Consider the following 23,876-nt stretch of genomic DNA (forward strand, 5'->3'; position numbering starts at 1 on the left):
CAGGTGGCCGCGTGGCTACTTCACGCCCACCGCGCGGATCAGTTCCTGGGTGACCGAGCCGCCCCGGTCGTCGCTCGCCCCGGCCCGCAGCGAGACGGAGGCCGCGCCGGACGGGACGCGCAGCTCGCCGTCCCAGGCGGCGCCGTGCCGCGCCTTCTTGAGGGCGACCTTCGTCCAGGTCCTGCCCTCGTCGTAGGAGACCTCCAGGGTGCCGCCGGTGATGCTGCCGGTGCCGGTGGCGCCCTTCACGTACTCGGCGGAGATCCCGACGGGCAGCTTGCGTCCGGCGCGGACGTCGCCGTCGATGTCGGTGTCCACGTCGAAGCCGAGGTTGAGCATCGGCAGGTACGTGGTCCGGTCGGCCGGGGTCTCGGCGGAGCGGAAGGTCCACTCGCTGTGGCCCTTGCCGGCGAGCCGCCAGCGCGCCGGGTCGAGCGTGGTGTCGGTGACGACCTTGTAGGTCGCCTCCTCGGCCGGGGCGTCCCAGGCGTAGGCGCCGGAGCTCATCTTGCGGTCGACGCGGGTGCCGTTGACGTACACCTCGGTGTACTGGGTCATCGAGTCGTCGTTCCAGACGTTGCCGAAGCCGGTGTGGTCAGTGCCGGAGTCGCCCCAGCCGGGGGTGTTGAAGCGCAGGTCGTTGCCGGAGCGCTGCTGGCCCCAGCCGAGGCCGGTGCCCAGCCACGGGTGCCAGACGGGGCCGAACCAGTCGAGGTCGACCCGGCTGCCGCCCTTGTAGGAGGGGGTGCCACCGCGCTCCTCGAGGGAGTCGCCGAGGTCGACGGACTCGTGCCAGCGCTGGCCGGTGCCGGTGGAGACGTACTCGGTGCGCTCGGTCGGGAAGGAGATCCACTCCTTGAAGCCGAAGCCGATCGGGAACGTGTCGGTGATCGAGTAGCGGAACTCGCCGCCCAGTTCCTTGCGCTTGGTGGGCGCGTAGAAGGTGGAGCTGATCGTGGCCAGTTCGTCCCGGTCGGGACGGAAGACCAGGTCCTTGCCGATGGCGCCGGGGTGGCCCTCGGAGAGGTCGTACGTGAACGGGGTGAAGCGGGTTCCGGTCAGGTCGACGCGCTTTCCGCGGGCCGCGGCGGCCGCGAGCCGCTGGGCGTCGGCGGTGTTGACCGTGGCGACGGCGAGGGGCCGGTCCTCGTAGTCGGCGGTGCCGAAGAACGTCATCAGGCGGCCGGGCTGGTCGTCGGTGACGAACAGGGCCTTGGCGCCCGCGTCCTGGGCGTTCTGGGCGATCTGCTTCGGGTCGGCGCCCTCGGTCAGCCGGACGAGGACGGCCTTGCCGGTGGCGTTCTTGCCGGTGTACTCGGCGGGGGTTCCGGTGCCCGCGTCGACGAGGCCGAGACGGTGGCCGCCCTCCAGGAGGCCGCCGCCGGACTGCGGGGTGGCCTCGGAGAGCCGGGTGCCGTCGACGCTCGCCTCCAGCATGGGCTTGCCGAGGCGCCAGACCGTCCGGTACTCGAAGGTGCCGGTGGCGGGCTTGGTGGTGGGCGCCGCGAAGATCGAGTCGTACCTCGGCGGGACCTGGACGGCCGCGCCGTAGGAGGCGCCGTTCGCCTTACGGTCGAACTCCATCAGGAGCTGCCGGGTCTCGGTGCGCTTCTCGACCTCGGCGCGGATCTCGCGGAGCTGCCGCCCGTCGAGGGTGATCTCGCGGTCGCGGTCGAGGGTGATCTCCGGCGCGGTGAGGAGGCCGAGGCCGAGGGAGTCCTTGCCGTGGGAGCCGCGGACGTCGAGGAAGGTGTCGACGGTGTACGTGCCGGGCTTCAGGCGGAGTTCGAGGGTGCCGGACTCGCCGACCGTGGCCGGGAAGGGGTCGACCCCCTGGGTGAGCTGCTGCACGCCGAGGTAGGCGGGGGTGGGGGCGCCGTCACGGTCCTTGACGTGGACGGTGAGGGTGTAGCGCTCCTCCTCCTTCACCAGGCCGAGCGCGGTGTGCGCGACGACGGTGCCGGCGGCGGTGGCCGTGACCCGGCCGGAGGACTGGCCTACGGGAGCCTTGGTGCCGTCGCCGGTGACGGTGGTGCTCGCGGTCCCGTGGGCGGGGACGGTGAGGGTGGTGTCGGCGAGGGCGGCGACACCGGCCGGCATGCCCTCGACGGCCAGGTTCAGCTCGACCGGGGTGTCGGAGGAGTTGGTGTAGGTGACGGTCTTCGTGACCGGCTTGCTCGACTCGTAGGGCCAGGCGACGTAGCCGAGGTCGGCGGAGCCGGTCGCGGTGACGTTCGCGGCGATCGCGGCGGCCACGTCGACCCGGCCGGAGCCGAGTGCGTACGAGGAGGCGTCGAGCGTCTTCGAGGAGGACATCAGCGCGCTCTTGAGCTGGGCGCCGGTCCAGTCGGGGTGGCGCTCGGCGAGCAGGGCGGCGACGCCGGCGACGTGCGGGGTCGCCATCGACGTACCGCTCATGGAGGTGTAGAGGCCGCTGCCGGAGACGAGCTGGGAGCGGGCGGCGAGGATGTCCACACCGGGCGCCGACAGGTCGGGCTTGAGTGCCTGGTCGCCGTAGCGGGGGCCCTGGCTCGTGAAGTAGGCGGCCTCGTCGGCGGAGTCGACGGCGCCGATGGTGAGCGCGGAGTCGGCGGCGCCGGGCGAGCCGATGGAGCCCGGGTAGCCGGAGTTGCCGGCGGCGATGACGAAGAGGGCGCCGGTCTCGGCGGTGAGGGTGTTGACGGCCTGGGCCATCGGGTCGGTGCCGTCGCTGGGTTCGCGGGAGCCGAGGCTCATCGAGACGATCTTCGCGTCGATGTCCTTGGCGGCCCACTCCATGCCGGCGATGATCTCCGACTCGGAGCCGGAGCCCTCGTCGCTGAGGACCTTGCCGACGGCGAGGGTGGCGCCGGGGGCGACGCCCTTCTCCTTGCCGTCGGAGCCGGCGCCGCTGCCGCCGACGGTGGAGGCGACGTGGGTGCCGTGGCCGTTGCGGTCGGCGACCTCCTGGCCGGCGATGAACGACTTGGACTCGGTGACCCGGCCCGCGAGGTCGGGGTGGGCGAGGTCGGCGCCGGTGTCGAGGACGGCGACCTTCACGCCCTTGCCGGTGAGCCCGGCCTCCCAGGCCTTCGGGGTGCCGATCTGCGCGTTGGACTCGGCCATGGCGGCCTTGACCCGGCCGTCGAGCCACACCTTGGCGGGGGCGGCGGTCCGCGCGGTCGGGGCGGCGGTGAAGCCCTGCCAGAAGGCGGCGGGGTCGGTGGCGGTGACGGCGGCGCCGCCGATGCTGGGCAGCGGGCGGACGGTCTCGGCACCGCGCGGGGTCGCCGCGGCGGTACGGGCGCCCTTGCCGCCGTAGGTGACGATCAGCGGCAGGTCTCCGGTGATGCCCTGCGCGACGAGTCCGGTGACGTCGAAGAGGCGCGGGTCGAGCGCGCCGGAGGCCAGGTAGGGGCGGGCCTCGTCGGGGACGACCGTGACCCTGCCGTCCGAGATCTGGCTGCGTATCGCGCCGGTGGCGCCCTCGGCCCGGTCGACGGTGACGGTCCGCTGCCCGCCGCCGAGGTCGGTGAGGGTGACGCGGTCGCCGGTGACGAGGGTGACGGTGGTGCTCGCCGCCGCCCCCTTGAAGGTGTCCGGTACGGCGGAGGCGGTGGTCCCGGCGGCGGCGGTCTGCCCCGCCGAGAGCATCACGAGAGAGATGCCCGCGGCGATCAGCGCGACCCTCCCTCTGTCGAAGGGTGTGGTCCTCGACGTCATCGTTCGAACTCCTCGTGGACCCGGGGTCGGGGGTGTTTCCGGGTGCCGCGAGGAGTCTTGGCCAGGTGGACGGGAGTTGACTCCGTTCCGTCCTGGCGGTTATGCGCCGTGGCGGCCAACCGCCAGAACAGGACGTGCCGTTCGGGGAGAATTGCTCACGGAGTCGGGTCGAGCGCGTCGTACCGGCGGAAACCGCGCCCGTACAGGGCGAGGAGACCGACGGCGACGACACAGGCGGTTCCGCCGCCCGTGACGGCGACCGCGGGCGAGGTCAGATCGGCCACGGAGCCCGCGAGGAAGTCCCCGAGCCGGGGCCCGCCGGCGACCACCACGATGAACACGCCCTGGAGCCTGCCGCGCATCTCGTCGGGCGCCGCGACCTGCATCATCGTGTTGCGGAAGATCATCGAGACGGTGTCGGAGTACCCGGCGAGGGCGAGCAGGAGCAGCCCCAGCCAGAGGTTCCGGGTGAGCCCGAAGACGGCGATGGCGGTCCCCCAGCAGGCGACGGCGACCAGGATCGCCTGCCCGTGGTGCCGGATGCGTCCCTGCCAGCCGGAGAGCACCCCGCCGAGCAGCGCCCCGAACGCGGGCGCGGCGACGAGGAGTCCGGCGGTCTTCGCGTCGCCGCCGAACCAGAGCACGGCGACGGCGGGGAACAGGGCGCGGGGGTGGGCGAGGATCATCGCGCAGAAGTCCGAGAAGAACGTCATACGGAGGTTGGGGCGGGTCGCGAGGAACCGCAGCCCGTCGAGGACGGAGGCTCGCCTGCCGCCTTCCTTCCGGTCCGGGAGCATCGACGGCAGCCGCCACATCGCGTACAGGCTCGCGGCGAAGGCGACGGCGTCGACGAGGTACGCGGTCTGGTACCCGGCGAACCCGACGATCAGCCCGCCGAGGCTCGGCCCGACGAGCATGCCGAAGGTCGTGACCATCGAGTTCAGCGCGTTGGCGGCGCGCAGCTGCTCGGGCGGCAGGAGCCGGGGGATCATCGAGGAGCGGGCGGGCGCGTTGAGCGCGGCGCAGACGGCCTGCAGGGCGACGATCCCGTAGAGGAACCAGACCCGGTGGAACCCGGCGAACGCGGCGGTGGCGAGCGCGACCGAGAGCACGGCGGAACCGCAGGCGCTGTAGAGCCCGAGCTTGCGGCGGTCGACGGTGTCGGCGATGGCGCCGCCGTACAGCCCGAAGCAGACGAGCGGGACGAGCGAGAACAGCCCGACGAGCCCGACGGAGAAGGGCGACCGGGTGATGTCGTACACCTGGAGGGAGACGGCGAGCGACGTCATGCCCTGCCCGACCCAGGAGACGGTGCTGCCGAACCAGAGGCGGCGGTAGTGGGCGGAGGTCCGCAGCGGGGTGAGATCGGCGAAGAGCCGGCGGCGCTCGGCGCGCTGGGGCTCAGGGGGCTGATGTTGTGACTGGGGCTGGGGCTCCGTGGCGGTCACGCGATGTCGTACCGGAGCTCGGGGCGGTCCCAGTGGATGCGCCCGGCGGCCGGAACGGTTCCGCTGCGGACGGCGCCGGTGCGCAGGTAGAACTCCTCGGCGGGCGGATGCGCGACGACCCGCACGGCCCTGAGCCCGGCGGCCCTGGCCCGCCCGGTCATGTGCTCCATGAGCAGCCGCCCGATGCCGAGCCCCTGGGCGCTGTCGGCGACGAAGGCGAGGTCGAGTTCGGCGTCGTCGACGAGCAGCGCGTAGAACCCGAGCACCCGGTCGCTCGCGTCGACGGCGACGTACACGGGATGGTGCTCGATGTACGCCCCCCCGACCTGGTACCCCTCGACCATCGTGGCGTAGTCCCCCCGATAGGCCCGGGAGCTCCTGACCAGCCGGGTGAGCCGCTTGGAATCGTCGGCGGTCGCACGCCGGACAGTGAACTCGGACATGGGGTGAGTATAGGGGCGGGTGGGGCAGTTGATCCTTACGTTTTGGTCAAGGGTTCAAGCGTCGGCTCCGGTGCCCACGCGGGCGGCCCCGCCTCCGTCACCGCCTGTTCGCGGGTCAGGGTCGTGCCGTGGGTGAAGGTCTTCGCACAGGTCTCCGGGCCCAGGATCGTGCGGGCCGTCGGGGGGCGGCCCTCCACTCGGCCTCGGCCCTGAGCGCGGTCTTCGCCCTGGTGACGGCGGCCGTGGTCCTGACCCTGCTCCGCGAGGTCCCCCGCGCCTGACCGCTCCCCCCGGGCCCCACCACGAGCCGCTCGCCGCGCCTACCGCGCGGCGAGCGGCTCGCGAGCCGGTCCCGGTGCCGCCTCGTATCCCTCGAGCGCCGCCAGCCACGCCCCCGGGAGCCGCTCGGCCCCGGCGAGCGCGCCGTCGGTGAGGAAGGTGACGTGGAGGCGGCGCCGGTGGACGGTCCAGGCGACGAACAGCGGCTGGCCCGGGACCATGACCGGCAGCGCGTACACCGCGCCGGCGGGGGAGCCGTCGAAGCCGAGGGGGCGCCGTACCCGCAGGTCGGCGACGCTCAGCGGCGTGCTGCGGGCGTCGACGCTCCGCGCGAGCGCCAACCTCCCGAGCCGGTAAGGGAGTTTCCGCAGGATCACCCGGTGCGCGTCCGCGAGGCGGCCGAGCCGCGCGGGGTCGAGGGCCCGGCCGATGAGGTCGAGCCGCCGGGCCGGGTCGGGCTCGCCGCAGGGGAGGTCGATCCCGGCGACGGCCACCCGGTTGCCGAGGAGGGGGCGGGGGTCCCCGGCGTCGCGGACGCCGATGCCGAGGTTGGTACGGAGCCCCCGGCCGTGCCCCGGGCCGCCGGGACCCCAGTCGCGCGGGTGCCAGGCGCGCAGGGCCTCGGTCGTCAGGGCCAGGCACAGCTGCGGGACGGTGGCCCCGGTCCGCCGCCCGAGCGCGTGGAGCCGGGCCGTGTCGACGTCGGCGAACCCGGCGGCGTACGCCTGGGAGGGCGGGGTGCCGAGCGCGGACCACCAGGTGTTCCGGCCCGGCGGCCGGAGTTCGGGCAGTACGGCCGCCCAGGCCACGGGCCGGGGCGACCGGAAGGCGAGGGCCCGGGGGCGCGGCAACTCCTCGGGACCGAGGAGGAGTTCCAGGGTGGCGACGGCGGCGGCCCCGTCCTGGAAGGCGTGATGAGCCCGGTAGCAGATCCCGTATCCGCCACCCGCCCGGTGGACGAGCCAGAGACCCCACAAGGGGCGGTCCCGCGGCAGGGGTTGGCGCAGCAGCTCGGCGGCGACCGCCGACAGGTCCGTGGAGCCGGTTAGCTCGTACAGGTGACGGTCGGGATCGAACCGGCGGTCCGGCTCCCAGCGCGGGCGGCCGGCGCTCCCCGCCAGCCGGTGGCGGAGCTCCGGGAGCAGGTCGAGGCGGCGCCTCAGATGGTCCGACAGCCGGGCGCGGGAGGGTGGTTCGCCGTCGAGGACGACCAGGCCGCCGAGATGCAGCGCGGAGTCCGTCGCGTGCAGCGCCGCCACGTCGAGGGAGAGCCGGTCGAGCACCGCGAGGGGCACGGAAGCGGAAGATCGAACGGGATCTGAAGATCGCACAGGGCGCTACGATACGTCATCATGCAATCGCAATGCGTGACGGACGGCATGCTCCCCGACCTCCTCGACGACGACACCGTGACGGCCTGGACCGCCTCCGGCGCCCCGCTCGTCGACCTGCTGCACCGGGCGCACACCCCGGGCCGGCTCACCGGGTTCCGCCGGGGCGGCCGCGCGGCCGTGCTGATCACCGAGCCGAGGCATGTGCACCAGGTCCTCGGCGTCGGCGGCGACCGGTTCGTCAAGCGCTCGCACCGGGCGAAACCCCTGCTCGGCGAGGGGATGCTGTCCGCCACGGGCGAGGCCTGGCGGTCCCAACGGCGTCTGCTCCAGGCGATGTTCACCGGCCGCGGGATCCAGCGCTGGGAGCACCACATCACCGGTGCGACGGCCTCCGTCGTCGACCGCTGGGCCGACCTGGCCCGTCGGGGCGAGCCGACGGACATCGCCGAGGACGTGCAGTTCTTCACCGTGGACACGATCTGGCGGGCGCTGACCGACCGCCCCCTCGACCACGAGACGTACGTCGACCTGGCGGCCGTGCAGGACATCGTGGCCGCGCTCCCCGCCGACGTGGGCGGCGCCACCGCCCTCCCGCCGGACGTGGAGGCGGCGCTCGCCGCCCTGGACGACCGGGTGCTGCGGGCCCTCGCCGAGGCGCGGACCCCGCACCGCGTGGGCGCCGGAGGGCCGAGCGTGCTGCACCGGCTGCTCGACGCGGCCGAGACGGACCCGGCGTACACGGACCGGCTGATCCGGGACGAGCTCGTGACGCTGCTCGTCGCCGGGTACGAGAGCAGTGCGCGCACGCTGACCTGGGCATTCGTTCTGCTGGATCAGCATCCGGCGGTCATGGGGCGGGCGGCGGGCGACGCGGCCGCCGGGGGAACGGCGGCCGTCGAGGCGGTGCTCGCCGAGACTCTGCGGCTCTACCCGACGGGCTGGCTGCTGCCCCGCCACAGCCCGGCCGACGAGTTGGTCGACGGCTGGCGGATCCCCGCCGGTACGGACCTCCTCGTCTGCCCGTACCTCACCCACCGCGACCCGGACGTCTGGCCGGAGCCCGAGGCGTTCGTCCCGGACCGCTTCCCCGCCCGGGCGCCCCTGCCGCCGGGCGCGTACCTCCCGTTCGGCATCGGCCCGCGCGCCTGCCTGGGCACCCGGTTCGCGATGCGGGAGATGGAGTCGCTGCTCGGCGCGCTGCTCGCACGGTTCACGGTCGAGACGACCGCTCCGGCCGGGGAGCCCGTTTTCGGCATCAACCTGCGCCCGGCGGGCCCGCTGCACGCGCGCGTCCGCGAGCGTTCGTGAACGCGCGGCCGTCCGAGCGGGTCGACTACGTCGACCCCGGCGACCGGGTCGTCGCCCAGGGCGGCCGGGCGGAGGGCCAGCCGGCCGGGCTCCTCCGCCGGTACGCGGCCACCGTCTGCACCGACCACGCCGGCCGGGTCCTCCTCTACCGGCGGACCGCCACGGCCCCGGTCTACCCGGACCACTACGACGTCCTGGTGGGCGGCGCGGTGCGGACCGGCGAGGACTACCGCGCGGCGGCCCTCCGGGAGCTCCGGGAGGAGCTGGGCTGGTCGACGGTGACCGGCCTCGCCGAGGCGTACCGGATCCGCGTCGACGATCCCCACGGCGACTGTTTCCTCGCCGTCCACCGCTGGGTGGCGGACCGCGCGCCCCGGCCCGATTCCCGGGAGATCGCCTGGTGCGGCTTCGTCGCACCGCTCGCGGTCATGACGGGCGGCTACACCCCGCTGGTCCCGGCGGGCGCGGAGGCCGTACGGCGGCTCTTCCCCCTCTGACCGCCGTCCTTTTCGCCACCCGGGCGGGAGCCCGGCCCGACGTCCGCCCCGCCCTCTCACCGACCCCGACGAAGGACACCCCCACCATGACGTACTGCGCGCTGCCCCTGACCGGTGCCTCGCTCGCCGTCCCGGGCCCCGCGCCCGGCCCCGCGCCGGGCGTTGCGTCCGTCACCGGCCGGCTCGACCGGGCCCGGGCCCGGCTCGCCACCCGCCTGGTGGCGGCCGCCGGGGCGGACGGGCTGCTCCGCGCGCCCTGCGACAGCCGGATCCTGGAGACCGCGCTGGCCCTGCGGCTGCTCACGGTGACCGGGGTCGATCCGGACGCCCAGGAGCGGCTCATGCGGCGGCTGAAGACCGCCGTGGACGAGGGCGCCCCCGACCCCGTGCAGGAGGCCGCGGCCCGCGCGGCGCTCGGCGAGTACGTGGACGGGCCGGCCGCGCTGACCAGGCTGCTCGGCGGCTTCGACCACTTCACCGCCGGACGCAAGCGACTGATGTTCCAGACGGTGCTCGCAGAGCTCGGCGCCCATCCGTTCCCCGTCCTCGCCTCCCCCGGCCGCGTCTTCGAGGCGCGCGGCCAACAGCTGTGGCTGGTCACGGAGATGGCCGCCCTGAAGGTTCTGTACGCCTTCGGCACCGGCTCGCCGCGGCTCGTCACCGAGGACGACTGGCGCACGCTCGCGCCCTGCTCGCTGCCCGGCCCGCCCCCGTACGGCAACCATCTCGCCCGGATCCTCGCCCTGCTCGCGCTCCGGCACCGGCCCCGGTACGCGGCGGCCGTGGGCGCGCGGGCGGCGGAGCTGCGCGGGCTGCTCCGCGCGGACGGCGGGCTGCCGTTCATCACCGGCATGGACGTGTTCGCGACGGCGACCGGCGGCCTCGCCCTGGCCGGGGCGGGAGCCCCCACGCACACCCTGCGGGCCCTCGCGGCGGCCCTGACGGAGCGCCAGAATCCCGACGGGGGCTGGGGGTTCGACCGCGACGTCGCCCAGAGCGACGTCGACGACACCGCGTACTGCGTGGAGTTCCTGCGTGCGACGGCCCCGGAGCGCGGCGCCGAGGTGGCGGCCGGCGAGGAGTATCTGCTGGCCCGGCGGGGCGGGGACGACGGCTTCCCGACCTTCGAGCCCGGCACGGCCTCCGAGGTGGCGATAACGGCGGCGGCGGTGAACGCGCTCGCCCCGAACCCGGCCCACCGGCCCGTCGTGGCGGCCGCCGTCCGGTTCATGGCGGCCCGGCAGGAGAGCGCGGGGCCCTTCGAGCGCAGCTGGAGCCTCAACGAGAGCAACGCCCTGTTCCGTACGGTCCTCGCGTACGACGCGTTCCACGCCGTGGCTCCCGGCCACCCGGCGGGGACCGTGGTCGCGCGGGCCCGGGCGCGGGCGGTGGCCCGGCTGGTCGACACCCAGAACCAGGACGGCGGCTGGGGTCATGTGCCGTCCGATCCGAGCGACCCGATCAGCACGGCGTACGCGCTGATCGCCGTGGCCCGGACTCCGGCCGTGCCGTGCGCCGTGGGCGCGACAGAGCGCGCGGTGCGGCATCTGCTCGAACGGCAGCGCGCCGACGGGGGCTTCGTCTCCCGCCCGGACCAGGCGGGGCCGAGACCGCTCGCCTATCACGTACCGCTCCTGACGGACGTGTGCGTGCTGCTCGGCCTGAACCACGCGCGGGCGGCCGCCTCGCACCTCCCCCGCCCCACCCCCACTCCGACCGGCAAGGAAGCCCGATGACCTTCGACGAACTGAAGAACCTGCTGGTCTCGCTGGGTCTCGACCCGGAGGGCGTCACCCCGGAGGCGACCCGCGAGGAGGCCGGCCTCGACTCGCTCCTGCTGACCGAGCTCGCGCTGGTCCTGCGCAAGGAGCGGGGCGTCCCGGTGCCGGAGGAGGAGCTGTACGCGGCGACCACCGTCGCCGCGATCGAGCGCCTGGTCGCCGTCCACGCGGGGACGGTCTGATGCGCGGCGGCGGACCGGGCCCCGGCCGCGGGGCGGCCGTCACGGGGGTCGGGCTGTTCACACCGGCGGGCGCGGACCGGGCGACGACCTGGGAGACCGTACGCGTGGGAAAGTCGACCTCGGTACGGGAGGAGCGGGACGGTCTCACCTACCTGGCCTGCCGGGCGCCCGAGCCTCCCGGGGGTCCCGGGCGGGCTGCGGCGGCGCGGCGGCCCGACCGGAGTGCGGCGCTCGCGCTGTGCGCGGCGCGGGAGGCGCTCGCCGACGCGGATCTCGACCCGGGCTGCTGGGACGGGGCGCGGGTCGGGGTGGTCACCGGGATCGGGGCCGGCGGGGTCCTCACGTACGAGGCGCAGCGGGAGGTGCTCCGGACGGACGGCCCCGGGGACATGTCGCCGTTCGCGGTGCCGGGCGCGCTGCCGAACGCGGTGGCGGCGCAGCTCGCGGTGGAGTTCGGTGTCCGGGGTCCGTCGCTGGCGGTGACCACCGCGTGTGCGGCGGGGGCGTCGGCGATCGGTGTGGCGCTCGATCTGCTGGCCCTGGAGCGCTGCGACCTCGTCCTGGTGGGCGGGGCGGAGGCGTCCTTGAGCCCGTTCTACATCGCGGGCTTCGACCGGCTCCGGGCGCTGTCGCGCCGCTTCGACGACCCGGCGGGCGGGCTCCGGCCGTTCGACGTGGACCGGTCGGGCTTCGTGATGGCGGAGGGCGCGGGGTTCCTGGTCCTGGAGCGGCCGGCGGACGCGGCGGCGCGGGGGGCCAGGACTCGGGCACTGGTCAGCGGTTACGGGGCGACGTCCGACGCGCACCATGTGGTGGCGCCCCGGCCGGACGGTTCGGGTCTGACGGCCGCGGTGCGGGGCGCGCTCGCCGAGGCGGGGGCGTCGCCCGGGGACGTCGACCTGGTCAACGCGCACGGGACGGGGACGCCGCGCGGGGACGCCGTGGAGGCGGCGGTCCTGGCGGCGCTGCTGCCGCACCGGCCGCCGGTGACGTCGACGAAGGGCGTGACCGGGCACCTGCTGGGTGCGGCGGGTGCGGTGGAGGCGGTGCTCACGGTGCTGTCGGTCGAGGAGGGCACGGTGCCCCCGACGGCCAATTTCGCGGAGCCGGGCGAGGGCATCGACCTCGACGTCCCGACGACGGCGCGCACGGCCCGGCTGCGGCTCGCGGTGTCCACGTCGGTGGGCTTCGGCGGCCACAACGCGGCCCTGGTGATCACGGCGCCGTGAGGGGCGCCCGGCGGTCGGAGTCGTGCGGCCGGTGAGAGGCGCCCGGCGGTCGGAGCCGCCTACGCCCGGCCGTGGCCGCCGTCCGGCTGCGAGAGCCGTCTAGCGGCAGACGTTCAGGTCGTCCGGGTCGATGCTGTCGAGCCGGACGGCCAGGGCGTCGAGGCGTTCCCGCAGGTCGCGGATGTCGGCGAGGTCGAGTCCCGTCGCCGCGGCGATCCGGCGCGGCACGTCGCGGGCCTTCTCCTTCAGCGCGGCCCCCTCGGCGGTGGGCCGCACGGTGACGGACCGCTCGTCCTCGGGGCTGCGGCGCCGCTCGACGTATCCGGCCGTCTCCAGGCGCTTGAGCAGCGGGGACAGGGTCCCGGAGTCGAGCCGGAGGCGCTCCCCGATCCCCTTCACGGGCAGCTCGCCGTGCTCCCAGAGCACCAGCATGGCGAGGTACTGGGGGTAGGTGAGCCCCAGCTCCTTGAGCGCCTCGCGGTAGACGCCGTTGAACGCGCGGGTCGCCGCGTGCAGCGAGAAGCAGATCTGGTGGTCGAGCCGGAGGAAGTCCTCGTCCGGGACGGTGTCGAGCGTCTCCATGGCTCCAGGATACGCGAGGACACCTCACACGCGATTGAGTTGTACACAATTGAATCGTGCGCTATTAATAGAGAGCCACCGCAGCACACCCCCCGAGGACAGGAACGGACACCATGGACGCGATCTACACCGCTGTCGCCACCGCCAACGGCCGCGAGGGCCGCGCCGTCAGCTCCGACGGCCACATCGACCTCCCCCTCGCCCACCCGCAGGCCCTCGGCGGCAACGGTCAGGGCACCAACCCCGAGCAGCTCTTCGCCGCCGGGTACGCGGCCTGCTTCGCCAGCGCCATGAACCTGGTCGCCCGCCAGGAGAAGATCGACATCTCCGACGCCTCGATCACCGCCGAGGTCTCCATCGGCAAGGACGCCGCGGACGGCGGCTTCGGCCTCGCGGTCGTGATGCGCGCCGAGTTCCCGGACCACCTCCAGGGCGAGGCCGGCAAGTCCCTCCTGGAGAAGACCCACGCGTTCTGCCCGTACTCCAAGGCGACCCGCGGCAACATCAAGGTCGACCTCGTCGTCGAGTAGTTTTCTGTCGGTTCACGTACGCCCCCGATGGTCATCGACCACCGGGGGCGTTCGTTCGTGAGTTCTTCCGTTCGGGCACGGGGGATTCGTCTGCCGTACGACGGGCAGTCATGGAACGGCCCCCGGCCGGTGGTTCACGGGCGCTCTCCTTGGGGCGCCCACGAGCCGGTCCACCCGGCCACCGCACGCGCACCCCCACCCGTGCCCCTCTCGACCCGGAGGAGAACTCCCCCATGGCCGACCTCGACCGTCGCCGGTTCCTTCAACTCGCCGGCGGCACCGCCGCGCTGACCATGCTCTCGGAGAGCATCGCGCGCGCCGCCGCCATCCCGGCTCAAGGCTCCACCGGCACGATCCAGGACATCGAGCACATTGTCGTCCTGATGCAGGAGAATCGTTCGTTCGACCACTATTTCGGGTCGATGAAGGGCGTACGCGGCTTCGGCGACCCCCGCCCGGTCACCCTGCCCAGTGGCAAGTCGGTCTGGAACCAGTCGGACGGCAGCAAGGTCACGCTGCCCTTCCGGCCGGAGAGCGCGAAGCTCGGCATGGAGTTCCTCCAGGGCCTCAACCACGACTGGGCGGGCGGCCAGAGCGCCTTCAACAAGGGCAGGTACGACAACTGGATACCGGCCAAGACCAAGGCCACCATGGCGTACCTCACCCGCGAGGACATCCCGTTCCACTACGCGCTCGCCGACGCGTTCACGATCTGCGACGCGTACCACTGCTCGTTCATCGGCTCGACCGACCCGAACCGCTACTACCTGTGGACCGGCCACACCGGCAACGACGGCACCGGCGGCGGCCCGGTCCTCAACAACGCCGAGGCGGGCTACGGCTGGAAGACCTACCCGGAGCGCCTGGAGGCGGCCGGGGTGTCCTGGAAGATCTACCAGGACATCGGCGACGGGCTGAACGCGGCCGGCTCCTGGGGCTGGATCAACGACGCCTACCGCGGCAACTACGGCGACAACTCGCTCCTGTACTTCAACACGTACCGCAACGCCCAGGCCGGCGACCCGCTGTTCGAGAAGGCCCGCACGGGCACGAACGCCAAGGCCGGCGAGGGCTTCTTCGACCGGCTGCGCTCCGACGTGCAAGGCGGCCGGCTGCCGAAGATCTCCTGGATCGCCGCCCCGGAGGCCTTCTCCGAGCACTCCAACTGGCCCGCGAACTACGGCGCCTGGTACATCTCGCAGGTCCTCGACGCGCTGACCTCGAACCCGGACGTCTGGGCCCGTACGGCCCTGTTCATCACGTACGACGAGAACGACGGCTTCTTCGACCACGTCGTCCCGCCGTACGTCCCCGGCTCCGCCGCGCAGGGTCTCTCCACCGTCGCGACCGGGCTCGACCACTTCCCCGGCAAGACCGGCTACGTGGCCGGCCCCTACGGCCTCGGCCCGCGCGTCCCCATGCTCGTCGTCTCGCCCTGGTCCAAGGGCGGCTACACCTGCTCCGAGACCTTCGACCACACCTCGGTCATCCGCTTCATGGAGCAGCGCTTCGGGGTGCAGGAACCCCAGATCTCGCCCTGGCGCCGGGCCGTCTGCGGCGACCTGACCTCCGCCTTCGACTTCTCCCGTACGGACACCTCGGCGGCCGCCCTGCCGCCGACGTCCGGCTACTTCCCGCCGGACAGGAACCGCCACCCCGACTTCCTCGCCACCGCCCCGGCGACCGGCACCATGCCCCGCCAGGAGCGCGGCGCCAAGCCCACCCGCCCGCTGAAGTACGCCCCGTTCGTGGACGGCGCCGCCGACACCGCGGCCGGCAAGTTCCGCCTCACCTTCGGCGGCGGGCCCTCGGCGGGCGCGCAGTTCTACGTGACCTCGGCCAACCGCACGGACGCGCCGTGGACGTACACGACCGAGGCCGGCAAGTCGATCGCGGACACCTGGAACACGACGTACTCGAAGGGCGTCACCGACCTCACGGTCCACGGCCCCAACGGCTTCGTCCGCCGCTTCCGCTCCCCCGGCAAGACGGCCGTCCCCGAGGTCACGGCCCGCCACAATCCCACCACGCGCACGCTGGACCTGACCTTCACCAACGCGGGCACGACCGCGACGGTGACCCTCATCAACGCCTACGGCGGCGCCCAGAAGACGCTCTCCGTCGCGAAGGGCGCCACGGTCACCCACAGCGTCGACGTCTCGGCGGCCCACCACTGGTACGACGTCACCGTCACGTCCTCCGCGAGCACGGACTACGTCCGCCGCCTCGCGGGCCACGTGGAGACGGGCGCGGCCAGCTTCTCGGACCCGGCCCTCCTCACGTACTGACCACCCCGGCGGGACGCCCCGAGGGCCCGTACGCGTCCATGCGGCGCGTACGGGCCCTCGGGCCCGGACAGGGCGTTCGGTGGTGTGGTGTGAGGCGGCTCACGATCTGGCCGGAAGGGGCCGTTCCGCGCCATCCGGGTGATTCACCGGGCGTGTCGCGGAGCCGATGTCCCGGGTCCGCCCTCGGGAGGTCGCAGACTGGGGAAGAGCTGCCGGCCGTACGCGGCGGGCTCGCGCCGCCGAACCGTCCGCCCGGTCGGATCACGGGTCGGAACGATTCTGCGGGCACCACGAAGTGGTGGGGCGGGTGGGACTCGAACCCACGGCCGACGGATTATGAGTCCGCTGCTCTAACCGGCTGAGCTACCGCCCCGAACGGTGAGGCGCGTACATGTGTGCGCGCCGTCTGCCGCAGCATAGCCGCTCATACGATCTCCTGCTCCGGAAGATCGGCTCTGCTCGACCATGAAGACCGCACCGCGCTCCGCATGGTTCCCCGAGACGCGAAAAAGGACCCCGAAGGGTCCTTTTCCGTTCCGCTCCCCCGACTGGACTCGAACCAGTAACCCTCCGGTTAACAGCCGAATGCTCTGCCAATTGAGCTACAGGGGATCGCGCTCCCCCGACTGGACTCGAACCAGTAACCTGCCGGTTAACAGCCGGCTGCTCTGCCAATTGAGCTACAGGGGATTGCTGCGTTGCACCGAACGTACCCACTCCGGATGCTCCGGGCGGGCGGTTGCTCGCTGCGACACATACATTAGCGCAAGCAGGGGGGTGCTCCGCCAATCGGTATCGCCGGGGGCACCGCCTGGGCACCGGCGATGCGTCGGAGACGCGTCGGGCAGGCATCAAGGAAGCTCTCCAGGGAAGGTGGTGGCCATGCGATACAAGCTGACGTTCGTCGTAGGACTCGCCCTCGGTTACGTGGTCGGCACGCGGGCCGGACGCGAGCGGTACGAGCAGATGAAGAAGTCCGCGAAGGAGTTCGCGCAGAACCCGGCCGTGCGCAACGCCGCCGAGACCGCCGCCCAGACCGGGCGGCAGGTCGCGGGCAAGGCCGCGCACGTCGTGGGCGACAAGGTGGGCGACCGGCTGCCGTCCTCGGTGACCGACCGGTTCCACGCGCTGTCCGGGCGCGGCGGGGCCAATGGGAAGGTCGAGGACGACGACTGGGGCACCAGCAACACCTGAACCGCCCCGCGTGCGGCAGAATCAAGTGTCATGGGGATAGTCGCCGGACTCGACAGCTCAGCGGAGTTCACACGCATCGTCGTCTGTGACACGGACACGGGTGCCGTACTGCGGCAGGGATACGCCCCTCACCCGGGCGAACCCAAGGCCGTCGACGTCGACCCGCAGACCTGGCTGCTCTCGCTCGGGGAGGCCGCCACCGGCGGGCTCCTGGAGGGCGTGCAGGCCATCGGCGTGTCCGCGCAGCAGCACGGACTCGTACCGCTCGACGCGCAGGGCGGCCTGGTGCGGCCCGCGCTCGTCCGCAACGACAAGCGGGCCCAGGTCGCCGCCGCCGACCTGGTCGAGTCGCTCGGCGGCCGACAGGCCTGGGCCGAGGCCGTGGGCTCCGTGCCCGGCGCCGGGCAGCCGGTGGCCAAGCTGCGCTGGCTGGCCCGCACCGAGCCCGAGCACGCCCGGCGGGTCGCGATGGTCCTCCAGCCGCACGACTGGCTGGTCTGGCAGCTCCTCGGCCGGCCCGCCCGGCGCACCACCGACCGCGGCGCCGCCTCCGGCACCGGCTACTGGTCGGCCCGCACCGGCACGTACCGTCCCGACCTCGTCGAGCTGGCCCTCGGCCACCAGGCGGTGCTGCCCGAGGTCCTCGGCCCGGCGGACGCGGCCGGCACCACGCCCGAGGGGCTCCTCATCTCCGCCGGCACCGGCGAGACGATGGCCGCCGCACTGGGTCTGGGGCTCGGCCCCGGGGACGCGGTGGTCTCGCTCGGTGCCTCCGGCTCCGTGATGGCCGTCCACCACGAGGCCCTCGCCGACCCGAGCGGCATGATCACCTCCTTCGCCGACGCCACCGGCATGCACCTGCCCGTCGTCCACACCTCCAACGCGGTCCGGGCGCTGCGCGGCACCGCCGAGATGCTGGGCGTCGACTCCCTCGAAGAGCTGTCCGCGCTGGCCCTGAAGTCGACGCCGGGCGCCTCCGGGCTCGTCCTGCTGCCCTATCTGGAGGGCGAGCGGACCCCGAACCTGCCGCACACCGCGGGCACGCTCAGCGGGCTGCGGCGCGAGTCGATGAAGCCCGAACACCTGGCGCGGGCGGCGTTCGAGGGCATGCTCTGCGCGCTCACCGACGCCATGGACGTGCTGCGCGGGCGCGGGGTCGAGGTGCGCCGGGTGTTCCTGCTCGGCGCCGCGGCGGCGCTTCCGGCGGTGCAGGCGCTCGCGCCCGCGCTGTTCGGCGCGCAGGTCGTCGTCCCGCAGCCCGCCGACTACGCGGCGCTCGGCGCGGCCCGGCAGGCCGCCTGGGCCCTCGGGGTGGCGCGGGGCACGCTGCCGCCGTCCACTCCCCCGGCCTGGCAGGGCGCGGCCGCGCAGATCCTGGAGCCGGGCGAGGACCTGCCCGCGGGCCGGGCGGTGCGACAGCAGTACGTGGCGACACGGGACCAGCTCCACCCGGGCGCCTTCGGTTCGTAGCGTGACGGGGGGATCGCGCCCCGTGCCTCACCTCACCGGGGCCCGAATCCCCGTTCGTAAAGTCTTCCCCAGGGCTCGCCCCGCACCCTGAAACCGAGTCGTAACGCCTCGGGCGTGCGGGCGATAGTGGAGCCGTGCTCATAAGACTTCTCCGAACCCACCTCGGGCCCTATCGAAAACCCATCGCACTGCTCGTGCTGCTGCAGTTCCTGCAGACCTGCGCGAGCCTCTATCTGCCGACCCTGAACGCGGACATCATCGACAACGGTGTCGTCGACGGGGACACCGGATACATCCTGCGCTTCGGCGCCCTGATGGTCGGCGTCTCCGTCGTGCAGGTCGTCTGCAACATCGGGGCCGTGTTCTACGGCGCCCGCACCGCGTCCGCGCTGGGCCGGGACGTGCGTGCCGCGGTCTTCGACCGGGTGCAGTCCTTCTCCGCGCGGGAGCTGGGGCAGTTCGGCGCGCCCTCGCTGATCACCCGTACGACCAATGACGTCCAGCAGATCCAGATGCTGGTCCTGATGGCGTTCACCCTGATGGTCTCGGCTCCCATCATGTGTGTCGGCGGCATCGTGATGGCCCTCGGCCAGGACGTGCCGCTCTCGGCCGTGCTGCTCGCCGTGGTGCCGATCCTCGCCGTCTCGGTCTCCCTGATCGTGCGGAGGATGCGGCCGCTCTTCCGGACGATGCAGGAGCGTCTCGACACGGTGAACCGGGTGCTGCGCGAGCAGATCACCGGCAACCGCGTGATCCGGGCGTTCGTGAAGGACGGCTACGAGGAGGAGCGGTTCCGCGGTGCCAACGCGGAGCTGACCGATGTCTCGATGGCGACCGGCCGGCTGATGGCGCTGATGTTCCCGGTGGTCATGACCGTCGTGAACATCTCCAGCGTGGCGGTCGTCTGGTTCGGCGCGCACCGGATCGACAGCGGCGGGATGCAGATCGGCGCGCTGACCGCGTTCCTCGCCTATCTGATGCAGATCGTGATGGCGGTCATGATGGCCACCTTCATGTTCATGATGGTGCCGCGGGCCGAGGTCTGTGCCGAACGCATCGAGGAGGTCCTCGCGACCGAGTCCAGCGTGGTGCCGCCGGTGAAGCCGGTGACCGAGCTCGACCGGCGGGGTCATCTGGAGGTCCGGAGCGCGGACTTCCGGTACCCGGGTGCGGAGGAGTCCGTCCTCAAGGACGTCGGGCTCGAAGCCCGGCCGGGCGAGACGACCGCGATCATCGGGTCCACCGGCAGCGGCAAGTCGACCCTCCTCGGACTCGTGCCCCGGCTCTTCGACGCCACCGGCGGCGAGGTCCTCGTCGACGGCGTCGACGTCCGGAACCTCGACCCCCAACTGATGGCGAGGACCGTGGGACTCGTCCCCCAGAAGCCCTACCTCTTCTCCGGGACCGTCGCCACCAACCTCCGCTACGGCAAACCCGACGCCACCGACGAAGAGCTCTGGCACGCCCTCGAAGTCGCCCAGGCCGCCGACTTCGTCCGGAACCTGGAGGCCGGCCTCAACGCGCCGATCGCGCAGGGCGGCACCAACGTCTCCGGCGGGCAGCGGCAGCGGCTCGCCATCGCGCGGACGCTGGTGCAGCGGCCGGAGATCTATCTCTTCGACGACTCGTTCTCCGCGCTCGACTACGAGACGGACGCCCTGCTCCGGGCCGCGCTCGCCCGGGAGACGGCCGACTCGACCGTCGTCATCGTCGCCCAGCGGGTCTCCACCATCCGGGACGCCGACCGGATCGTCGTCCTCGACGAGGGCCGGGTCGTCGGCACCGGACGGCACCAGGAGCTGATGGCGGACAACGAGACGTACCGGGAGATCGTGCTCTCCCAGCTCACCGAGGCGGAGGCAGCCTGATGGCCGGTCCTGGCGGACGCATGATGGCCGGTGGCGGCCCCGACCAGCGGTCGATGGACTTCAAGGGCTCGGGCAAGCGGCTGCTCAAGCAGCTGGCGCCCGAGCGCGGCACGCTCTGGGTGATGCTGATCGCCGGTGTGCTGTCGGTGGCGGCCTCCGTGGTCGGCCCGAAGATCCTCGGCAAGGCGACCGACCTCGTCTTCGCCGGTGTCATCGGGCGGCAGATCGAGGGCGGCACGAAGGCGGAGGCGATCGAGAGGCTGCGCGCCTCGGGCGACTCCGGCATGGCGGACATGCTGAGCGGGGTCGACTTCACGCCGGGGCAGGGGATCGACTTCTCCGCCGTCGGCGAGGTGCTCCTCGTGGTCCTCGGCGTGTACGTGGCGGCGGGCCTGCTGATGCTGGTCTCCACCCGGATGTCGATCAAGGTGATCAACCGGACGGTCTACCGGATGCGGGAGGACGTCCAGACGAAGCTGGCCCGGCTCCCCCTGTCGTACTTCGACAAGGCCAAGCGCGGCGAGGTGCTGTCGCGGGCGACCAACGACATCGACAACATCTCGCAGACCCTCCAGCAGTCGATGGGCCAGCTGATCAACTCGCTGCTCACGATCGTCGGCGTGCTCGCGATGATGTTCTGGATCTCGCCGCTGCTCGCGCTCGTGGCGCTGATCACGGTGCCGGTCTCGGTCTTCGTCGCGGCGAAGATCGGGAAGCGCTCGCAGCCGCACTTCGTGCAGCAGTGGAAGTCCACGGGCGCGCTCAACGCGCACGTGGAGGAGATGTACAGCGGGCACACCCTGGTGAAGGTGTTCGGCCGACAGGCGGAGTCCGCGAAGGACTTCCGCGAGCAGAACGAGGCGCTGTACGAGGCCGGGTTCAAGGCGCAGTTCAACAGCGGCGTGATGCAGCCGGTGATGTTCTTCATCTCGAACATCAACTACGTCCTGGTGGCCGTGGTCGGCGGTCTGCGGGTGGCGAGCGGCACGCTCTCCATCGGCGACGTGCAGGCCTTCATCCAGTACTCGCGCCAGTTCTCGATGCCGCTGACGCAGGTCGCGTCGATGGCGAACCTGGTGCAGTCGGGTGTGGCCTCGGCCGAGCGGATCTTCGAGCTGCTCGACGCGGAGGAGCAGCAGCCGGACGCGCCGGCCGGTGAGCTGGGGGCGTCCCCGGCCGAGGGCTGGGAGACGGCCGACCTCAAGGGGAAGGTCGCCCTGGAGGGCGTCTCCTTCCGCTACGAGGCCGACAAGCCGCTCATCGAGGACCTGTCGCTCACGGTGGAGCCGGGCCAGACGGTCGCGATCGTCGGCCCGACCGGCGCCGGCAAGACGACCCTGGTGAACCTGCTCATGCGGTTCTACGAGGTCACCGGCGGCCGGATCACCCTCGACGGGGTGGACATCGCCACGATGTCCCGGGAGCGGCTGCGGGCCGGGATCGGCATGGTCCTCCAGGACACCTGGCTGTTCGGCGGCACCATCGCGGACAACATCGCGTACGGCGCCACGCGCGCGGTGACCCGGGCGGAGATCGAGGAGGCGGCGCGGGCCGCGCACGCCGACCGGTTCGTCCGCACCCTGCCCGAGGGGTACGACACGGTCATCGACGACGACGGGGCGGGGGTCAGCGCGGGCGAGAAGCAGCTGATCACCATCGCGCGGGCGTTCCTGTCCGACCCGGTGATCCTCGTCCTCGACGAGGCCACCAGCTCGGTCGACACCCGGACCGAGGTCCTCATCCAGAAGGCGATGGCGCGACTGGCCCACGGGCGCACGTCGTTCGTGATCGCGCACCGGCTCTCCACGATCCGGGACGCGGACGTGATCCTGGTGATGGAGAACGGCTCGATCGTCGAACAGGGCACGCACGAGGAGCTGTTGTCGTCCGGCGGGGCGTACGCCCGGTTGTACGCGGCGCAGTTCGCGCAGGCGGTCGCCGAGGTCGACTGAACGGGCATGTGACCCGTGCCGCATGATGTGCGGCACGGGTCACATAACCACCGGCCGTACCAGCTCGTCGAGGGCTGGGAGTTCGGCCCGGTGTTCGAGCCCTTCACGATCACGGGCGACGACGACCAGGTGGTCACCGTGGACCGCCGTGTCCCGCCGGGGCCCGTCCTGGTGGAGGCCGCGCACGAGGACCGGGGCTACTTCGGCAACTTCCCCCTCGACAGCAGGAACAAGGACGAGGACTACCTCTTCAACACCACGCTCCCGGACTTCACCGGAAGCTCGGTCGTTCCGGCCCCCGAGGGCCGTGCCCTGCGGCAGCGCGTACGGGCGGACCGCCGCTGGGCGATGCGGGTGAAGCCCGTCGCCGCGGCGCGCCGGCTCGAAGGGACGCTGCGGGGGTACGGCCCCGAGGCCCTGCTGTACACGGGCGGGGTGGCCGACCTCCAGGTGCACTTCGAGGGCGACGAGGACGGCGGCGGCTACGTCGGCATCTGGTGCCACGAGGTCGCCGGGCACACGGGTCTCACGGACCGGCCCACGCTGCTCCTCAACCGCACCGACCCGCTGCGGCGCACCGTCCCGCTCCCGGCGGGTCCGCTGCTGCTGCTGTACAAGGCCGACGGCCCGTGGACGCTGACGGTGAAGGAGCTGGGCTGGATCCGCCGGACACCCCCTAGTCCAGATAGCCGCGCAACTGGTCCGCGTAGGCGTGGTCCCGCAGTTTGCTGAGGGTCTTGGACTCGATCTGGCGGATGCGTTCGCGGGTCACGCCGAAGATCCGGCCGATCTCCTCCAGGGTGCGGGGCCTGCCGTCGTCGAGGCCGTAGCGGAGCTGCACGACCTTCCGCTCGCGCTCGCCCAGGGTGGAGAGCACGTCCTCCAGGTGGCGGCGGAGCAGCAGGAAGGCGGCGGACTCGACGGGTGAGGCGGCGTCGCCGTCCTCGATGAGGTCGCCGAGGGCGACGTCGTCCTCCTCGCCGACGGGGGCGTGCAGGGAGACGGGTTCCTGGGCGAGGCGGAGCACCTCGCCTACCCGCTCCGGGGGCACGTCCAGCTGGGCGGCGACCTCCTCGGCGGTGGGTTCGTAGCCGCGTTCCTGGAGCATGCGGCGCTGGACGCGGATGACGCGGTTGATGAGTTCGACGACGTGCACGGGGACGCGGATGGTCCGGGCCTGGTCGGCGAGGGCCCGGGACATCGCCTGGCGGATCCACCAGGTGGCGTACGTGGAGAACTTGTAGCCGCGCGCGTAGTCGAACTTCTCGACGGCCCTGATGAGGCCGAGGTTGCCCTCCTGGACGAGGTCCAGCATGGTCAGGCCGCGGCCCACGTACCGTTTGGCGACGGAGACGACGAGGCGGAGGTTGGCCTCGATGAGCTTGCGCTTGGCGATCCTGCCGAGGACGACGAGCTGGTCCAGGTCGCTCGCCGAACGGGAGTCCAGGTCGGGGGTGTTGGCGAGTTTCTCCTCCGCGAACAGACCCGCCTCGACGCGGCGGGCGAGGTCGACCTCCTCCTCGGCGGTGAGCAGCGGGATGCGGCCGATCTCACGGAGGTACTGGCGGAAGAGGTCGGAGGAGGGCCCGTTGCCGCCGGGGTCGGGGCGGCGGCGTTGGGGTGGTATCTCCGGCTGCTCGTCCGGTGCGGCGGCGGGCGGTTCCTGGGACATGGTCCGGGTCTGCACGGCGGGCGACCTCCAGGGGGGTGATCGCTGCCGGTCCGGGGGCGTAGGGCAGCGGGACGACACCGTTACCCAGTGTGGGGTACGACACAGTGAGCCCACGAG

The 23,876-nt window shown here is 72.8% G+C and carries 19 protein-coding genes and 3 tRNA genes; 13 read left to right on the forward strand and 9 right to left on the reverse strand.

Annotated elements, in window-relative coordinates; all coding sequences use genetic code 11:
- Nucleotides 1-15: 15 nt before the first annotated feature.
- The 3 genes from ACIP8Z_RS14045 to ACIP8Z_RS14055 form a co-directional block, all read right to left on the reverse strand.
- On the reverse strand, nt 16-3,702 hold the full coding sequence (locus ACIP8Z_RS14045; RefSeq protein WP_402082792.1) for a S8 family serine peptidase: 3,687 nt from the start codon (nt 3,700-3,702) through the stop codon (nt 16-18).
- 155 nt (nt 3,703-3,857) lie between these two features.
- Nucleotides 3,858-5,150 carry an MFS transporter gene (locus tag ACIP8Z_RS14050; RefSeq protein WP_402082794.1) on the reverse strand — a complete coding sequence of 431 codons (1,293 nt, stop codon included), beginning with the start codon at nt 5,148-5,150 and terminating at the stop codon, nt 3,858-3,860.
- The gene (locus ACIP8Z_RS14055; protein ID WP_402082797.1) at nt 5,147-5,593 is read right to left on the reverse strand and encodes a GNAT family N-acetyltransferase; all 447 of its coding nucleotides are present in this window, start codon (nt 5,591-5,593) and stop codon (nt 5,147-5,149) included. The genes ACIP8Z_RS14050 and ACIP8Z_RS14055 overlap by 4 nt, the downstream gene beginning before the upstream one ends.
- 128 nt (nt 5,594-5,721) lie before the next feature.
- On the opposite strand from ACIP8Z_RS14055, the gene ACIP8Z_RS14060 reads away from it, so the two are divergent.
- Entirely contained in the window at nt 5,722-5,874 is a 153-nt protein-coding gene (locus tag ACIP8Z_RS14060; protein ID WP_402082800.1) for a hypothetical protein, read from the forward strand.
- 39 nt (nt 5,875-5,913) lie between these two features.
- On the opposite strand, the gene ACIP8Z_RS14065 is transcribed toward ACIP8Z_RS14060, so the two are convergent.
- Nucleotides 5,914-7,167 (reverse strand): wax ester/triacylglycerol synthase domain-containing protein, encoded by a 1,254-nt coding sequence (locus ACIP8Z_RS14065; RefSeq protein WP_402082803.1) that lies wholly within the window; start codon nt 7,165-7,167, stop codon nt 5,914-5,916.
- A gap of 57 nt (nt 7,168-7,224) precedes the next feature.
- On the opposite strand from ACIP8Z_RS14065, the gene ACIP8Z_RS14070 reads away from it, so the two are divergent.
- The 5 genes from ACIP8Z_RS14070 to ACIP8Z_RS14090 all read left to right on the forward strand — a co-directional run bounded on the left by ACIP8Z_RS14070 (nt 7,225) and on the right by ACIP8Z_RS14090 (nt 12,203).
- On the forward strand, nt 7,225-8,514 hold the full coding sequence (locus ACIP8Z_RS14070) for a cytochrome P450 (protein WP_402082806.1): 1,290 nt from the start codon (nt 7,225-7,227) through the stop codon (nt 8,512-8,514).
- On the forward strand, nt 8,511-9,011 hold the full coding sequence (locus ACIP8Z_RS14075; RefSeq protein WP_402082808.1) for an NUDIX domain-containing protein: 501 nt from the start codon (nt 8,511-8,513) through the stop codon (nt 9,009-9,011). Before ACIP8Z_RS14070 ends, ACIP8Z_RS14075 begins: the two co-directional genes overlap by 4 nt.
- A gap of 86 nt (nt 9,012-9,097) precedes the next feature.
- Nucleotides 9,098-10,747 carry a prenyltransferase/squalene oxidase repeat-containing protein gene (locus tag ACIP8Z_RS14080; RefSeq protein WP_402082811.1) on the forward strand — a complete coding sequence of 550 codons (1,650 nt, stop codon included), beginning with the start codon at nt 9,098-9,100 and terminating at the stop codon, nt 10,745-10,747.
- Complete coding sequence (locus tag ACIP8Z_RS14085) at nt 10,744-10,974, forward strand: acyl carrier protein (RefSeq protein WP_402082813.1); 231 nt, start codon at nt 10,744-10,746, stop codon at nt 10,972-10,974. The genes ACIP8Z_RS14080 and ACIP8Z_RS14085 overlap by 4 nt, the downstream gene beginning before the upstream one ends.
- On the forward strand, nt 10,974-12,203 hold the full coding sequence (locus tag ACIP8Z_RS14090; protein WP_402082814.1) for a beta-ketoacyl-[acyl-carrier-protein] synthase family protein: 1,230 nt from the start codon (nt 10,974-10,976) through the stop codon (nt 12,201-12,203). The genes ACIP8Z_RS14085 and ACIP8Z_RS14090 overlap by 1 nt, the downstream gene beginning before the upstream one ends.
- Before the next feature lie 99 nt (nt 12,204-12,302).
- Here ACIP8Z_RS14090 and ACIP8Z_RS14095 read toward each other — a convergent pair whose 3' ends face one another.
- Nucleotides 12,303-12,785 (reverse strand): MarR family winged helix-turn-helix transcriptional regulator, encoded by a 483-nt coding sequence (locus tag ACIP8Z_RS14095; RefSeq protein WP_402082817.1) that lies wholly within the window; start codon nt 12,783-12,785, stop codon nt 12,303-12,305.
- Nucleotides 12,786-12,898: 113 nt separating this feature from the next.
- On the opposite strand from ACIP8Z_RS14095, the gene ACIP8Z_RS14100 reads away from it, so the two are divergent.
- Both ACIP8Z_RS14100 and ACIP8Z_RS14105 read left to right on the forward strand, forming a co-directional pair.
- Nucleotides 12,899-13,315 carry an organic hydroperoxide resistance protein gene (locus ACIP8Z_RS14100; RefSeq protein ID WP_229314291.1) on the forward strand — a complete coding sequence of 139 codons (417 nt, stop codon included), beginning with the start codon at nt 12,899-12,901 and terminating at the stop codon, nt 13,313-13,315.
- A gap of 233 nt (nt 13,316-13,548) precedes the next feature.
- Nucleotides 13,549-15,603 carry a phosphocholine-specific phospholipase C gene (locus tag ACIP8Z_RS14105; protein ID WP_402082821.1) on the forward strand — a complete coding sequence of 685 codons (2,055 nt, stop codon included), beginning with the start codon at nt 13,549-13,551 and terminating at the stop codon, nt 15,601-15,603.
- 296 nt (nt 15,604-15,899) lie between these two features.
- Here the strand turns inward: ACIP8Z_RS14105 and ACIP8Z_RS14110 are convergent.
- From ACIP8Z_RS14110 to ACIP8Z_RS14120, 3 genes are all read right to left on the reverse strand, one after another.
- Nucleotides 15,900-15,976, reverse strand: a tRNA-Ile gene (locus ACIP8Z_RS14110).
- Between the two features lie 166 nt (nt 15,977-16,142).
- Nucleotides 16,143-16,215: transfer RNA gene (locus ACIP8Z_RS14115), tRNA-Asn, on the reverse strand.
- A gap of 5 nt (nt 16,216-16,220) precedes the next feature.
- Nucleotides 16,221-16,293, reverse strand: a tRNA-Asn gene (locus ACIP8Z_RS14120).
- Between the two features lie 192 nt (nt 16,294-16,485).
- On the opposite strand from ACIP8Z_RS14120, the gene ACIP8Z_RS14125 reads away from it, so the two are divergent.
- The 5 genes from ACIP8Z_RS14125 (at nt 16,486) to ACIP8Z_RS14145 (ending at nt 22,819) form a co-directional block, all read left to right on the forward strand.
- Entirely contained in the window at nt 16,486-16,797 is a 312-nt protein-coding gene (locus ACIP8Z_RS14125) for a YtxH domain-containing protein (RefSeq protein WP_402082824.1), read from the forward strand.
- 30 nt (nt 16,798-16,827) lie between these two features.
- Nucleotides 16,828-18,267 carry an FGGY family carbohydrate kinase gene (locus tag ACIP8Z_RS14130; RefSeq protein ID WP_402082827.1) on the forward strand — a complete coding sequence of 480 codons (1,440 nt, stop codon included), beginning with the start codon at nt 16,828-16,830 and terminating at the stop codon, nt 18,265-18,267.
- Between the two features lie 134 nt (nt 18,268-18,401).
- A complete protein-coding gene (locus ACIP8Z_RS14135) occupies nt 18,402-20,135 on the forward strand; it encodes an ABC transporter ATP-binding protein (protein ID WP_402082830.1) in 1,734 nt (577 codons plus the stop codon).
- The gene (locus tag ACIP8Z_RS14140; RefSeq protein ID WP_402082832.1) at nt 20,135-22,087 is read left to right on the forward strand and encodes an ABC transporter ATP-binding protein; all 1,953 of its coding nucleotides are present in this window, start codon (nt 20,135-20,137) and stop codon (nt 22,085-22,087) included. The genes ACIP8Z_RS14135 and ACIP8Z_RS14140 overlap by 1 nt, the downstream gene beginning before the upstream one ends.
- Nucleotides 22,088-22,102: 15 nt before the next feature.
- Nucleotides 22,103-22,819 (forward strand): hypothetical protein, encoded by a 717-nt coding sequence (locus ACIP8Z_RS14145; protein ID WP_402082835.1) that lies wholly within the window; start codon nt 22,103-22,105, stop codon nt 22,817-22,819.
- Here ACIP8Z_RS14145 and ACIP8Z_RS14150 read toward each other — a convergent pair.
- Nucleotides 22,764-23,873 (reverse strand): RNA polymerase sigma factor, encoded by a 1,110-nt coding sequence (locus ACIP8Z_RS14150; RefSeq protein ID WP_402082838.1) that lies wholly within the window; start codon nt 23,871-23,873, stop codon nt 22,764-22,766. The two genes, ACIP8Z_RS14145 and ACIP8Z_RS14150, sit on opposite strands and share 56 nt — an antisense overlap.
- Between the last annotated feature and the right edge of the window lie 3 nt (nt 23,874-23,876).

It is taken from the genome of Streptomyces sp. NPDC088553, assembly GCF_044752965.1.
In the GTDB taxonomy this organism is placed as follows: Bacteria; Actinomycetota; Actinomycetes; order Streptomycetales; family Streptomycetaceae; genus Streptomyces.